This window comes from Exiguobacterium sp. s34, assembly GCF_018617435.1.
Lineage (GTDB): Bacteria > Bacillota > Bacilli > Exiguobacteriales > Exiguobacteriaceae > Exiguobacterium > Exiguobacterium aestuarii.
Map to the genome: position 1 here is coordinate 195,656 of NZ_JACSKE010000005.1, position 13,492 is coordinate 209,147.

The following is a 13,492-nucleotide window of genomic DNA, read 5'->3' on the forward strand; positions in this document are numbered from 1 at the left end:
ACGTTTGGATGAAACCGTTTCACAAAGAAAAAGACCAACCCCGAAGGATTGGTCTCAATGATCATTAGTTTGCTTTCTTTTCGTTACCTGAAGCGATGACCGCTTGGATTTCTGATTTCAATGCATCCGAACGTGGTCCGAAGATTGCTTGAATGTTGTTACCAACTTCAAGGACACCAGATGCGCCAAGGCGTTTCAACTCATCTTTGTTGACTTGGTTCTTGTCTTTTACTTCGACACGAAGACGTGTGATACATGCATCGAGGTGCTTGATGTTTTGTGAGCCACCAAGACCAACGAGGATATCTTGTGCAAGTTCCGAACCAGTAGCTGTTGATTGTTCAACAACCTCATCTTCACGACCTGGTGTTTTAAGGTTGAACTTGCGGATAACGAAACGGAATCCGAAGTAGTAAACAACCGCGAACACGAGACCGACTGGAATAACGAGCCACCAAGCCGTACGACCTGGAAGAACACCAAAGAGCAAGAAGTCGATCAAACCACCTGAGAACGTCATCCCGATCTTAACGTTCAAGAGGTGCATCGTCATGAATGAAAGACCTGCGAATACTGCGTGTACTGCGAAGAGAAGTGGTGCAACGAACAAGAATGAGAACTCGATTGGTTCTGTGATACCAGTCAAGAACGATGTAAGGGCAGCAGAAGCCAAGAGACCACCGACAACCGCTTTACGCTCAGGACGTGCTTCGTGGTACATTGCGAGTGCTGCTGCAGGAAGACCGAACATCATGAACGGGAATTTACCAGTCATGAACGTACCTGCTGTCAACTCAGCGCCGTCACGAATTTGTGCGAAGAAGATCGCTTGGTCACCACGAACGACGTTACCCGCTGCATCTGTGTATGAACCGAATTCAAACCAGAACGGTGAGTAGAAGATGTGGTGAAGACCGAATGGAATCAATGAACGTTCGATCAAACCGAAGACGAACGCTGCGAATGTGCGATTCTCTTCCAACATGATTTTAGAGAATGCGTTCAAACCATCTTGTACTGGCGGCCAAATTAAAAGCATGACGAAACCAGCAAATACTGCTGCTACTGCTGTTACGATTGGAACGAAACGTTTACCAGCGAAGAAACCAAGGAATTGTGGCAATTCGATATTGAAATACTTGTTATAGGCCCATGCGGCGATGAGACCCATGATGATCCCTCCGAATACCCCAGTTTGGAGTGTTGGGATACCGAGTACGTTCGCGTAAGCTGGGTCACCTTGTGCTAACACTTCAGGTGTGAGTTCGAGCCAAACACCCATTACTTTGTTCATGATCAAGAATCCAACGATTGCTGCAAGTCCGGCAACCCCGTCACCGGCTAAACCGATGGCGACACCGACTGCGAACAAGAGCGCCAAGTTCGAGAAGATGATTCCACCTGCTTGCTCCATCAATTGAGCGAATTTCACGATGCCTTCGTTTGTTAACCAACCAGCGCGTGATGTAAGTTGTGGGTTTTGCATTGCGTTACCGAATGCAAGAAGAAGACCGGCTGCCGGTAGGATTGCAACAGGAAGCATAAGTGCTTTACCGACTTTTTGAAGAACACCAAAGATCTGCTTAAACATCAACATTTCCTCCTTTTTTAAGTACGTATAAACAATATGATAGCGGTGTAGATGTCAGACAACCGACGTATCTAAACGTTTTCATAAATCACGTTTATAAAAACAGAAAAGGCATGAATAAGGATAGAACGTAGACCTCTCCCAATGGAGAAATCACATAACGTTCCACTCCTTACTCATGCCTGATCGAATCAGTAACACGTAAGACACGTGGTATCATTTATCTACTTGTTAGGCGCTGGAGATGCATCGTCAAATATGTCGCTTCACCTCGTGGGACGGGACGCTTTAATTCGCGTTCCATGATGCCCATCAGCTCCCAAGCAGTACTATAGCATAGCGGATATTCGTCGCGCAACACCTTTTCAATTTTTTGTGGGGCCTCGACCATCTCACCCGTCGCAACCCGCTCAACGGCGTACCTTAAATGCCGAAGTAAGCGCTTATAATCGAGTGAAGTCCGGTCCATTTTTACGTTCAAACGACTCTCAATCGTCTGGACGATTTGGCCGATGATTTGGTTATGACGATTCACTTCAAGGACATTCTTAAACGTCGTCGCCGAGTGGATGTGGAGGGCGATGAATCCAGTCTCCGCATCCGGTAGGAGTACGTTCAATCGTTCATGAAACATATCGACAATCCGTTCCGCGAGCGCAAACTCGTTTGGATAAAGCGATTCTGTTTCAAGTAAAAACGGATTCGTCACTTCCATTCCTTGCTCGATTCGTTTCATCGTAAAGAACAAATGGTCGGTCAAACCGATGTGAATATGTTCATCGACTTTCTTACCCGTACTCGTTTCGATGAAGCCGACAATCTCTTGCATGAACGCAATAAAATCCTCATCGACATGTTTGACGAGTTCTTGGTATTGCGACTGTTCTTCTTTATCTGTCAGTTGATACACTTTCTCCGGGACGCTGGCCGGGTCGACGAGGTCGCCTGGTTTTTTACCAAAGCCAATTCCCTTCCCGAGTAGAATGACTTCCGGATCCGTATCATGTTGACAAATGACAACGCTATTATTCAACACTTTTTTGATCGTATACATCGGTAATGTCATTCGCATCGCATCCCTTACTAAAATCGTTTCGCTATCTAGTATATCGGTTCATGCCCTAAAAAAGTAGGGACAAAACAAAAATGGCGAACATTTCTGTCGCCATTTAGAACATTGAATAACCGCTCTTCCGTAAGAAACGAATCGTCACGCCAGCTAAGATTGCACCGAGCAATCCGAAACCGAGCATGAACAAATCGAGAAGTTGCAATCCGACGAGTCCTTCATAGATCCCCGTGAGTGCAGTTGACGTCTCGGTCACGTAACTCGAAAGTTTGACATTATCAATCATCATGATGACAAAAATTGGATAAATGAACACAAGTGTCCATGTCTTTTTAAGTAACATATTCAAGATGAAGCCGATACTGAAAAAAATCGTCATATATAAGACGGCCCCAATGACTGCTTGGATAATATGCATGTGATGTCCCCCTTGTCCGCTCTCCATTATACAAAATTTCGACCAACGTGGTCAAAGAACTTCCTATGACAATTTCTAAAGAAAACAGCTCGTTCTGAATGAGAACGAGCCGTACGTGAATCGCGAATTAGAACTTCCCTTTTTTGAGGACGAGTCCGTATTTTTTCAATTCGATGAAGTGTTTGTTGTCGATGACTTTCTTCATGAATGAAGCGTTGCGACCGAAGATTTTTTTACCCATGACGATTCCGATTCCATCGTTATGACCGAGCGAAGCGACTGTTCCTTTGCTCTCGTAAGTGAACTTCGAAGTCGATTTGCCGTTGATAAGCGCCGCGATGTTTTTCGCAACGTTGTGCGCTTGTTGCGTCGCGATTTGTGCCGTCGGTGGGTATGGACGGTTTGATGCAGGGTCCATGACTGCTGAGCAGTCACCGATGATGAAGACGTTGTCGTGACCTGGTGCACGGTTGTCCGCTTCCACCATGACACGGTTACGAACCGCTTCAAATCCTGATTTTTCGATGATTGGGCTACCACTTACGCCACCTGTCCAAATGATTGTGTTGGCACGGATTGTCTCCGTTGTGTCACCTTGGAGTGGACCGAATGTGACGACACCTGGTTCGACGCCTTTGATTCCGTTACCGAGTTTCATCTCGACACCGTTACGCTCCAACCATTTCTGTGCGTATGTTGTGAGTTCCGGATCGAATCCTGGAAGAACTGTTGGCGCTGCTTCAATGTTGACGATGCGAACCGCTTCGCGTGGAACGTCATACTGTTTGCAAAGCTCAGGGATTCGGTTGACGATTTCACCGAGGAATTCGATTCCTGTGAATCCAGCACCACCGACAACGATCGTGACGAACGAGTTGTCAGAAGAACCGTTTGTTTTATATTGAGCGAATGAGTACTCGATGTGCTCTTTGATTTTACGAACACTGTTCAACGAGCTGATTGTCATCGCGTTTTCTTTCAAGCCTGGGATACCGAATGTTTCAGGAACACCACCGAGACCGATGACAACGTAGTCGTATTCGACGACAGAACCATCTTCGAGCGTCACTTGTTTCGCAGCAGTATCGACGCGATCGACGATCCCTTTGACAAGTTTCACACGTGACGGGTTCACAATGTCGTTAATGTAAATGCGTGCTTGGTCTGGGTTCATCGTTCCAGCAGCTGGTTCGTGAAGCCATGTCGTTTGGTAGTGATAATCATGCTTGTTGATGAGCGTGATGTTCGCATCACCTGCAGCGAGTGTCTTTTGAAGGTTGACAGCTGTAATAAGTCCGCCAAAGCCCGCGCCAAGAATAACAATGTTAGGTCGTTTCATGTTCATTTCCACCTTGTTTAAAGTTTTGTTTTTTTGAACAACTATGTTGTGTGTTTCTTCACATAGATGTTCACAATAAAGCCCATTCTTGTTCAACATCTGTTCACAATTGCTTCTGCTTTATTGTACGCTCTTTAAATTGAATTCTCAATGGAAAAGCTTATCTTCTTGAATTTTTTTTGAAAGTGTTGCATGTTTGTACTGAATGGATTTAATTCAATAAACTCTCTATAATAGATGTATACGCTTTGAGGAGGAATTCGATGAAGACGACGAAAGATGTAATCATCATCGGTGGCGGCCCGGTCGGACTGTTCACCGCATTTTACGCAGGCATGCGCCAACTCGATACGACGTTGATTGAAAGCTTACCGCAACTCGGCGGTCAGTTGTCAACGCTCTATCCTGAAAAATATATTTATGATATCGCTGGTTTCCCGAAAGTGAAAGCACAGGACTTGATCGATCAATTGAAAGCGCAAGCTGATCAATTCGAGCAAGACTACCGCCTCGGCGAAACGGTTGAAACAGTGGAACGTCTTGAGGACGGCACATTTGTTTTGACGACAAATAAAGAAGAATATCATACGAAAGCCATCATCATCACTGCAGGAAACGGTGCCTTCTCGGCTCGTCCACTCGGTCTTGACGGCTGTGAAGATTACGCAAACCTTCATTACTTCGTCGACAACATGGAGAAATTCCGTGATCGCCGTGTCATGATTGCAGGTGGCGGAGATTCAGCCGTCGACTGGGCGCTCATGCTTGAAGGGATTGCGAAAGAAGTACACATCGTCCACCGTCGCGACCGCTTCCGTGCTCACGAACATACGGTCGAGCAGATGAGAGCATCGACGATTAACGTCCTTACCCCATACAACATCGAGTCACTTTCAGGTGAGACACACATCGAATCTGTCGAACTGACAGATAAAGACGGTGAGTCGAAAATCGTTGAAATTGATGATTTGATTTGTAACTACGGATTCGTTTCATCTCTTGGTCCAATCAAGAACTGGGGAATGGAATTCGAGAAGAACACAATCCGTGTCGACTCACGTATGGAAACGACAGTCGCTGGCATCTTCGCTTGTGGTGATATCGCCACATACGAAGGAAAAGTGAAGTTGATCGCAACAGGTTTCGGTGAAGCCCCAATCGCTATCAACCAAGTAAAACAACTTGTGGACCCGACTGCTCGTCACCCACAACACTCGACATCTGTATTTGCCGGGAAATAATCATCAATCCTCTGTGGACCGTATCCACAGAGGATTTTTTTATTTCCGCATCGTCTGAATGATGACCCGGTCAATCCAGTCATCCAACTGCGTGAAGACGTAGCCCGCTTTTTTCGCTTCAGCGATTGACATGTAATAGTCGACATCCGAATCATATGGGGACGACTCCCCGTCTTTTATAATATGGACCGGTTTTCCGACGTGATGACCGATCCGTTCCATCAGAGCACCCATGGAGATCAGACCGTCACTTGCCGCGTTGAATGGACCCGTCACGTTCGCGCGTCCTACCCATTCTAAAAATGCCGCTGCTTCCGCACTCGAAATGAAGCCCATCTTCGCTTCCGGATGATGCAAGACAACCGGTTCCTCGTTACGAATCGCATCCACATAAAATTTGAGTCGATCTGTATAATCGTCCGGCCCTAAGACAATCGGCAGGCGAACGGTCGCGACCGGGAACGAGGCCCGGTGGAAGAAGAACGATTCGGCCTCTCGCTTTCCTTGTCCGTAATCATGCTCGGCTTCTAGATGATATTCATAATGGAGCGGATTGAAGTCACTCTCTTTTAAGTCAGGACCCGGAGCATACACCGACATCGTAGACGTCAATACATATTTCCCCACTTTGTCCATGAACGCGTCCGACGCAATCTTTGCCTGATACGGCGTAAAACAAATATTGTCGTAGACGAGGTCGTACCGTTCGCGTGCCAAGTCTTTCATCGTTGCGACCGATTGCCGATCTCCTTTGATCGAACGTATCCCTTCGGCTTCTGGCACTTGCAGTTGCCCTCTCGTCACAATCGTCACATCGTCCCCCGCCTCCGCGAGTCGCAAGGCAAGTCGTTTCCCGAAATAGCGTGACCCTCCGAATATCAATACTTTTCTCATGACCCTCAATCCTCCATTTTGTAATGACGTCCCTACTCATTTTCCCTTCAAAGAAACAGACTAATCTACCACTTTCACACGTTTTCTTGCTATTGTTATAAGTAAAGACTCGTTAGGGGGACCTGAATATGCATCAAATCATGCTAGAAAAAGGATGGACTTACGAATTGCCGCCACAGTATGCGATTTATCAGAGCTTATCAGACTTCAGTCGTTATTCCGTCCTCGACCAAGAAGAGGAGAGCGTTTGCTCATTCCGAATCACGAATGACACGTGTACAATCACGGGCTTTCGACCTTGGCAGCACCATATCGAACTCGATGTCACCGCTAAAGTGATTCGTTTGATTTTGACAGAAGAAGAATAAAGAACCGATCGCGAGTGCGATCGGTTCTTTATTCTTTAACATTCTCCTGGTGTACCGGCGTTCGTTGCCGTACGGAAACTTGAGCCGCATCCACACGTGGCGATCGCATTCGGGTTTTTAATCGTAAAGCCTCCGCCGAGCATCGACTGCTTATAGTCGATCTCAAGTCCATCGACGACACCATGATCCACTTCAGCGACGATGACGCGGACACCATGATGATCAAATTGAACATCTTTGTCCGTTTTCTCCTCATCAAAGCCCATTCCATATGAAAGTCCTGTACATCCGCCACCTTGGACCTTTACTCGCAAATATTGTGCATCCGGGCGTTCGGTCTGTTTCATCATCTCTTGTACTTGAAGTGCTGCTGATTCTGTCAAATGAATCATCTGAACTCCTCCTCATTTTATCTTCATTTCAAGTCAATTGACTTGTAGTTTTGTGCATTATCTTGTATAACTAAACTGTAACAAAAAAAATTAAATCGTTCCATCTTCGGGGCAGGGTGAAATTCCCGACCGGCGGTATTGAAGAATTTATTCTTCTCAGCCCGTGAGCGAGCAAGGCGTTGCTTGCTGATTTCGTGAGATTCGAAAGCCGACAGTATAGTCTGGATGGGAGAAGATGGCGGCATCCGACCGATATCCGGATGTTTTCTTTGACGTGGACTCTTCCACCTCGGAAAACATCTATTTCGTATGCGCGTAAACTCTCCCGATTGTCTTCATTGCAATCGGGTTTTTATATGCGACGGGTGCCATTCATCGAGGAGCGACCTAAAGGAGAGATTCTGATGAAAACTACGCGCAACAAACGACTGACAACAATGGTGACTTTGGCGATGCTCGGGACGATTTCGTTCGTACTCATGCTATTCAACTTCCCGCTCCCATTTTTACCGCCATTCCTCAAAGTGGACTTTAGTGACATTCCTGCACTCATTGCCGGGATCGTCTTTTCACCACTCGCAGGTGTCGTGGTCGTCGGATTGAAAAACGTCTTGTATTATGTCTTTAACGGTGGCGGTGTCCCGGTCGGAGAAGTCGCAAACTTCTTCGCAGGTGTCGCATTCATGTACCCGGTCGCATGGTTCTATCACAAACGGAAGACGAACAAAGCACTCGCTTCTGGACTACTCGCCGGTACAATCACAATGGCACTCAGCCTCGCCATCTTAAACTATCTCGTCATCTTGCCAGCCTATGCTTTCTTCTTCGGAATGGCAGACATGGCCGATCCGGCCGTGAAGACGGACCTCGTCCTTTACGGGATTTTACCGTTCAACTTGATTAAAGCGATCTTGATCAGCGCACTCTTCGTTCCACTCTTCTTGAAATTGAAGCCGTGGATCGAACGTCAACGTGTACAGCTTCAAGCGTAATCGATATACAAGCATCTAGGCATTGCCTAGGTGCTTTTTCTAAATCCTATTGATCAGAAGGAGTTTGATTGATGAAACATGAACAGGACTTGATCCATTTCTTACAGCAAGATGCAGAACTCATGAAGCACCTTCGCACCGTCGCTACTCTTCATCTACCAGACTGGTGGATTTGCGCGGGCTATATCCGCGCAAAAATATGGGATCATCTCCACGGATACGATACTCCGACACAAACAGACGATGTGGATGTGATTTATTTCGACCCTACCCAGCCAGAAGAAGCAATCGAGAAAGAGTTAGAGCAGACGTTGTATCAACGAGATCCAGACATGCCTTGGTCTGTCAAAAACCAAGCAAGAATGCATCATGTGAACCATCTGCCTCCGTATACCTCATCAATCGATGCGCTAGCCCATTTCCCCGAAACTGTGACAGCAATCGGGGTACGTCTCAATTTAGACGGTGAGCTCATTCTCTCAGCACCCTATGGCGTTCAAGACCTTCTCACACTACAAGTTAGACCTACACCGTATTTTGAAACAAGCACCTCAAAACATCCAATCTACTTGAAACGAATGGCTCAAAAAAATTGGCCAGCTCAATGGCCGAACGTCAAATTGTATACATAATTCCTACGTTAAAAAACGCGACCACCGAAGTGATCGCGTTTTCTTATATCGATTAGAGAAGAAGTCCAGCCAATGTAGCTGACATCAAGTTTGCAAGCGTACCTGCGAGAATCGCGAGAACACCCATACGTGCGATGTCACCACGACGGTTTGGCGCCATACCACCAAGACCACCGAGAAGGATCGCGAGTGACGAGATGTTTGCGAAACCACAAAGTGCAAATGCGATCATTGCTTCTGTACGAGCTGACAAATCACCAGAACCGATGATTGGTGCGAACTCAGAGAATGCAACGAATTCGTTCAAAACTAGTTTTTGACCGAGGAAGCTACCGAATTGTACAGCATCTGCCCACGGCACACCAATGACAAACGCGAGTGGTGCGAACACATAACCAAGAATCAATTCGAGTGACAAGCTATCGAATCCGAAGAGTCCGCCGACTGAACCGAGGATCAAGTTAACGAGCGCAATCAATGAAACGAATGCGAGAAGCATTGCACCGACGTTCAAGGCAAGGAAGAGACCGTCAGAAGCACCACGTGCCGCTGCATCGACGAAGTTCGCCGCTCTGTCTTCTTCTTCCTCTGCAATCTCGATGTCATCATCGTACTCTTCTGTTTCTGGCACGATGATTTTAGCAAATAAGAGACCCGCTGGTGCTGCCATGAAGCTTGCTGCGAGCAAGTATTCGAGCGGTACACCAAGTGCTGCGTATCCAGCAAGTACAGAACCGGCAACCGATGCGAGACCACCGACCATGACTGCGAAGAGCTCAGATTGTGTCATCGTAGGAAGGTAAGGCTTGATGACAAGCGGTGCTTCCGTTTGACCAACGAAGATGTTTGCTGTTGCTGAAAGTGACTCTTTACGTGACGTTCCTAATGCTTTTGCAAGTGCCGTACCGAGGATACGGATGACCCACTGCATGACGCCAAGATAGTAAAGTAACGCGATTAATGATGACATGAAAACGATAATCGGAAGAACTTGGAATGCGAAGACGAAGTTGTCGCCGCCGACTGCTGTTCCGAATACGAACGCAATCCCGTCACCCGCCGTGTTCAAGATGGCTTGAACCCCGCTCGAGATCCATTCAAGTGCCGAACGTCCCCAAGACGTATACAACACGAGGAAAGCAAACGCGAATTGAACAGCGAACGCTGCCAAGACCGTGCGCCATTTGATGGCTTTACGGTTGGTAGAGAAGATGTAAGCGATTGCAATTAGTGCCAAAATACCAACCACACTCATGATTTTCATTGATGTTGTGCTCCTTTCATATTAAACAAAGCTATTATATGTGTCATACCCGAAAAGAGATGTGCCCTACCGTTTGAAACGCTTTCTTTTTCTCGTTGTTAAACGTCAGACAACCTACATTCGAACCTCTTAGAATATAACATCCCTCTTTTTAAAATGCAACGGGTGAAATAAAAAAGTTTGAGGTCATCCCCCAAACTTTTTACCATGCCATCTCTTCTATTTTTTCATACACCTTCGTCACTAATTCATCCGGTGTTTCACCGGTCACAACTTCCCCATCGACAAGGCAGAACAAATCGAGGGAACAGACGCCACAGTAGCCCGTACAGCCGTATTCGACTACATCGAGGTCCGGGTCGGACTCCAATTTTGCTCGGGCAACCTGTGAGCCCATCGCTAAATTCGAGGCACAAAATTCGATGATTGGATTCATCATATATGTCACCGTCTTTCTTTACGTGAATTATCGGAAAATGGTTCTTCTACGGCAGATTATAACATGATACAGTTGAAGAGTAACAAAGGGGGATTATTATGCGCAAATTAGTCGTCTTAGGGGGCGGTTATGGGGGAATGCGTGTCATCGAAAGAGTTCTTGGGCACCAGTTGAAGGACGTCTCGGTCACGCTCGTCGATCGCTTACCTTATCATGGATTAAAAACAGAGTATTATGCGCTCGCTGCAGGAACGGTCTCGGACCGCGATATTCGCATCGACTTTCCGGAAGAAATTGACTACATATACGGACAAGTCACGGATATCGATACCGAAGACAAGATGGTTCTTCTCGCGAGTGGAGAAAAGGTACCGTATGATGACCTCGTCATCGGATTAGGCTGTGAGGACAAGTATCATAACGTCCAAGGGGCAGCGGAATTCACGTACAGCATTCAAACACTTGAAGAATCGCGTAAAACACAGCAAGCGATCAACGGGTTACGACCTGGCTCGGTCGTTTCAGTCGTTGGAGCAGGATTATCCGGTGTCGAACTCGCAAGCGAACTACGCGAGAGTCGTCCTGATTTGACGGTTCGCTTGTTTGACCGTGGACCTTCCGTGCTATCGTTCTTATCCAATCGTGTCTCGATGTATGTCCAATCTTGGTTCGAAGAGCATGGGGTCGAAGTCATTAACAACGCCAACATTACGCGCGTCGATGCCGATGGTTTATGGAACCATGAAGATTTGTTCCCTTCTGACTTGACCGTATGGACAGCTGGGATTCAACCGGTCGCTGTCGTACGCAACCAAGGATGGGAGCTCGATGGAGGCGGACGTGTCAAACTGACGGAACATCATTTCGTACCAGGCTTACCGGACGTGTTCGTCGTTGGAGACAACGCTAGCTTGCCGTACGCACCGTCTGGACAACTCGCCGAAGCTCAGGCAGAACAAATCGTTCAAGTGCTCCTCTGTAAGTGGAAGGGGCTCGCCTATCCAGAGTTACCTGACATCAAATTGAAAGGGACGCTCGGTTCCCTCGGGAAGAAAGCAGGCTTTGGGGTGTTTATGGGGAAACAATCGCTCACCGGAAAAGTCGCTCGCCTATTGAAATCCGGTATTCTTTGGAAACATAAAGTCATCAAATAACCGATTGCGAATTGACCTGACTGGTCGATTCGCTTTTTTTATAAATCCGATCATCGATTATTCATTCAACCACCGTCTTATTGAGTCAAAAGTCTTGTATCTTAATCCCCTCTATCCTTATCTAAATATTCAGATTTTTAATGCCTACGACATATTCTATACGTTGGAAAAACTTGTTACTCTATGAACACGGCAGCCCGACATCCTGTCATCTTGCCTACTACCCTAAAGGAGGAAACAAGTTGAAAAAAATCTGTAGCACCGTCCTCGCATCATTGCTCGTCTTATCAACCGTACCTGGAGGCGCAGAAGCTGCCCCGAACAAAGAGAAAGAACGCGTCCTCGTCGTCTTCAAAGAATCGGCAAAGAAAATCCCGCTCTCGATTGAAGGCATGGAAGTTCGTCAACAGTATTCGAATATTCCAGCAGCGGCACTCGAAGTTCCGAAGTCTGCCCTGAACGGACTGAAGAATAACCCGCATGTCGCACACGTGGAAGTGGATCAAACGGTACATATCGAGAACCAAAGCCAAGATTGGGGAATTCCTAAATTACAAGCTCCTTCCGCTTGGCAGAGCGGATTCACTGGTAAAGGTGTCAAAGTATCCGTCGTCGATACCGGGATCTCCGCTCACCCGGACTTAACGATTGCCGGTGGTGCCTCATTTAGTACGGTGACGAGTTCTTATGCCGATGACAACGGTCACGGGACGCACGTCGCTGGGATTATTGGAGCCCGTAACAACAGTATCGGGACCGTCGGAATCGCACACGAGGCAAGTATTTATGCCGTCAAAGCACTCGAGGCAAACGGAAGTGGTAGTCTATCGAGTATTATTGCCGGGATTGACTGGTCGATTACGAACGACATGGACATCATCAACTTGAGCCTTGGAACGACAAGTCCTTCGACGACACTCCAACAAGTGGTGGATCGTGCGAATAACGCAGGGATTCTCGTCGTTGCAGCAGCCGGTAACAATGGACGTACCGATGGATCAGGCGACCTCGTCAACTACCCGGCTCGTTACAACTCGGCAATCGCCGTCGCTGCGACAGATATCAATAACAACCGCGCCTCATTCTCAGCAACAGGTAGCACAGTCGAAGTCGCGGCTCCTGGAGTCAGCATCAATTCAACACTCTCTAATGGCGGCTACGGTCAAATGAGTGGGACATCGATGGCGACACCTTACGTCGCAGGTAACCTTGCGCTCATGAAGCAAGCCTTCCCGACGTTATCGAGCACGCAACTCCGTACGAAATTATCGCAAGATTCGATTGACCTCGGTACGGCAGGTCGTGACACTTGGTTCGGAAATGGACTCGTCCAAGCCCCTACTTCTGGTGGTACGACACAACCGGTACAAGCACTTACGACGACGGTATCGACGTCGAAGTCATACTACTACGCGGGTGAAGTCGTCTCAATCTCTTCGACGGTGCGCAATTCGAATGGACAAGCAGTCGCAAACGCTGATGTCCGTGTGACGGTCACACAACCGAACGGTGCGACACTCGTCGGCACAGGGAAGACGAATGCTTCCGGTGCGATCACATTCACGCTCTCTACAAATTCTTGGTCACAACGCGGTTCGTATCAAGTGAAGTCAGACGCGACACTAACTGGTTACACAGCGGGTTCGGCGACATCTTCGTTCCAACTTCTCTAACCGAAAAAGGTCGAGCGAATCGCTCG

The 13,492-nt window shown here is 47.3% G+C and carries 13 protein-coding genes, 1 pseudogene and 1 riboswitch; of the genes and pseudogenes, 6 read left to right on the forward strand and 8 right to left on the reverse strand.

Translation table 11 applies throughout. The features are described from left to right. Positions 1-91 precede the first annotated feature (91 nt). The 4 genes and pseudogenes from ptsG to KNO87_RS12090 all read right to left on the reverse strand — a co-directional run. Positions 92-1,591, reverse strand: a pseudogene (gene ptsG / locus KNO87_RS12075) (glucose-specific PTS transporter subunit IIBC); the annotation flags it as partial. 220 nt (positions 1,592-1,811) lie between these two features. Next, the gene (glcT, locus tag KNO87_RS12080) at positions 1,812-2,657 is read right to left on the reverse strand and encodes a glucose PTS transporter transcription antiterminator GlcT (protein WP_214693426.1); all 846 of its coding nucleotides are present in this window, start codon (positions 2,655-2,657) and stop codon (positions 1,812-1,814) included. A gap of 103 nt (positions 2,658-2,760) precedes the next feature. Continuing rightward, complete coding sequence (locus KNO87_RS12085; RefSeq protein WP_012726819.1) at positions 2,761-3,078, reverse strand: YuiB family protein; 318 nt, start codon at positions 3,076-3,078, stop codon at positions 2,761-2,763. Positions 3,079-3,205: 127 nt separating this feature from the next. Beyond that, complete coding sequence (locus KNO87_RS12090) at positions 3,206-4,417, reverse strand: NAD(P)/FAD-dependent oxidoreductase (protein ID WP_074033515.1); 1,212 nt, start codon at positions 4,415-4,417, stop codon at positions 3,206-3,208. 263 nt (positions 4,418-4,680) lie between these two features. Here KNO87_RS12090 and KNO87_RS12095 point away from each other — a divergent pair, with 263 nt between their 5' ends. Further along, positions 4,681-5,658 (forward strand): NAD(P)/FAD-dependent oxidoreductase, encoded by a 978-nt coding sequence (locus KNO87_RS12095; RefSeq protein ID WP_214787165.1) that lies wholly within the window; start codon positions 4,681-4,683, stop codon positions 5,656-5,658. A gap of 39 nt (positions 5,659-5,697) precedes the next feature. Here KNO87_RS12095 and KNO87_RS12100 read toward each other — a convergent pair whose 3' ends face one another. Then, the gene (locus tag KNO87_RS12100; RefSeq protein WP_214787163.1) at positions 5,698-6,552 is read right to left on the reverse strand and encodes an NAD-dependent epimerase/dehydratase family protein; all 855 of its coding nucleotides are present in this window, start codon (positions 6,550-6,552) and stop codon (positions 5,698-5,700) included. Between the two features lie 128 nt (positions 6,553-6,680). On the opposite strand from KNO87_RS12100, the gene KNO87_RS12105 reads away from it, so the two are divergent. Beyond that, positions 6,681-6,920: a hypothetical protein gene (locus tag KNO87_RS12105; protein ID WP_047795133.1), complete on the forward strand. Its 240-nt coding sequence runs from the start codon at positions 6,681-6,683 to the stop codon at positions 6,918-6,920. A gap of 35 nt (positions 6,921-6,955) precedes the next feature. Here KNO87_RS12105 and KNO87_RS12110 read toward each other — a convergent pair whose 3' ends face one another. After that, positions 6,956-7,312: a HesB/IscA family protein gene (locus KNO87_RS12110; RefSeq protein WP_214787161.1), complete on the reverse strand. Its 357-nt coding sequence runs from the start codon at positions 7,310-7,312 to the stop codon at positions 6,956-6,958. A 98-nt stretch (positions 7,313-7,410) separates the two neighbouring features. Further along, positions 7,411-7,553, forward strand: a riboswitch (FMN riboswitch). Positions 7,554-7,716: 163 nt separating this feature from the next. Here KNO87_RS12110 and KNO87_RS12115 point away from each other — a divergent pair. Together KNO87_RS12115 and KNO87_RS12120 are read left to right on the forward strand one after the other, a co-directional pair. After that, positions 7,717-8,304, forward strand: a complete 588-nt coding sequence (locus KNO87_RS12115; protein ID WP_214693438.1) for an ECF transporter S component — start codon at positions 7,717-7,719, stop codon at positions 8,302-8,304. Positions 8,305-8,375: 71 nt separating this feature from the next. Further along, positions 8,376-8,936: a nucleotidyltransferase family protein gene (locus KNO87_RS12120; RefSeq protein ID WP_214795556.1), complete on the forward strand. Its 561-nt coding sequence runs from the start codon at positions 8,376-8,378 to the stop codon at positions 8,934-8,936. A 52-nt stretch (positions 8,937-8,988) separates the two neighbouring features. Here the strand turns inward: KNO87_RS12120 and KNO87_RS12125 are convergent, their stop codons facing one another. Beyond that, the gene (locus tag KNO87_RS12125; RefSeq protein ID WP_214795554.1) at positions 8,989-10,200 is read right to left on the reverse strand and encodes a NupC/NupG family nucleoside CNT transporter; all 1,212 of its coding nucleotides are present in this window, start codon (positions 10,198-10,200) and stop codon (positions 8,989-8,991) included. 202 nt (positions 10,201-10,402) lie between these two features. Further along, positions 10,403-10,639, reverse strand: coding sequence for a YuzB family protein (locus KNO87_RS12130; RefSeq protein WP_074033523.1), 237 nt, complete (start codon positions 10,637-10,639; stop codon positions 10,403-10,405). Between the two features lie 98 nt (positions 10,640-10,737). Between KNO87_RS12130 and KNO87_RS12135 the strand changes: the two genes are divergently transcribed. Both KNO87_RS12135 and KNO87_RS12140 read left to right on the forward strand, forming a co-directional pair. Beyond that, the gene (locus KNO87_RS12135) at positions 10,738-11,793 is read left to right on the forward strand and encodes an NAD(P)/FAD-dependent oxidoreductase (RefSeq protein WP_214746262.1); all 1,056 of its coding nucleotides are present in this window, start codon (positions 10,738-10,740) and stop codon (positions 11,791-11,793) included. 242 nt (positions 11,794-12,035) lie between these two features. Further along, positions 12,036-13,466 (forward strand): S8 family serine peptidase, encoded by a 1,431-nt coding sequence (locus KNO87_RS12140; RefSeq protein WP_214795552.1) that lies wholly within the window; start codon positions 12,036-12,038, stop codon positions 13,464-13,466. The last annotated feature ends 26 nt before the right edge of the window (positions 13,467-13,492 follow it).

Excerpts from the sequence above, each read along its gene's own strand:
- glcT (WP_214693426.1), bottom strand. The coding sequence starts at position 2,657 with ATGACATTACCGATGTATACGATCAAAAAAGTGTTGAATAATAGCGTT.
- KNO87_RS12105 (WP_047795133.1), top strand. The coding sequence starts at position 6,681 with ATGCATCAAATCATGCTAGAAAAAGGATGGACTTACGAATTGCCGCCA.
- KNO87_RS12110 (WP_214787161.1), bottom strand. The coding sequence starts at position 7,312 with ATGATTCATTTGACAGAATCAGCAGCACTTCAAGTACAAGAGATGATG.
- KNO87_RS12135 (WP_214746262.1), top strand. The coding sequence starts at position 10,738 with ATGCGCAAATTAGTCGTCTTAGGGGGCGGTTATGGGGGAATGCGTGTC.
- KNO87_RS12095 (WP_214787165.1), top strand. The coding sequence starts at position 4,681 with ATGAAGACGACGAAAGATGTAATCATCATCGGTGGCGGCCCGGTCGGA.
- KNO87_RS12100 (WP_214787163.1), bottom strand. The coding sequence starts at position 6,552 with ATGAGAAAAGTATTGATATTCGGAGGGTCACGCTATTTCGGGAAACGA.
- KNO87_RS12085 (WP_012726819.1), bottom strand. The coding sequence starts at position 3,078 with ATGCATATTATCCAAGCAGTCATTGGGGCCGTCTTATATATGACGATT.
- KNO87_RS12115 (WP_214693438.1), top strand. The coding sequence starts at position 7,717 with ATGAAAACTACGCGCAACAAACGACTGACAACAATGGTGACTTTGGCG.
- KNO87_RS12125 (WP_214795554.1), bottom strand. The coding sequence starts at position 10,200 with ATGAAAATCATGAGTGTGGTTGGTATTTTGGCACTAATTGCAATCGCT.
- KNO87_RS12130 (WP_074033523.1), bottom strand. The coding sequence starts at position 10,639 with ATGATGAATCCAATCATCGAATTTTGTGCCTCGAATTTAGCGATGGGC.
- KNO87_RS12090 (WP_074033515.1), bottom strand. The coding sequence starts at position 4,417 with ATGAAACGACCTAACATTGTTATTCTTGGCGCGGGCTTTGGCGGACTT.
- KNO87_RS12120 (WP_214795556.1), top strand. The coding sequence starts at position 8,376 with ATGAAACATGAACAGGACTTGATCCATTTCTTACAGCAAGATGCAGAA.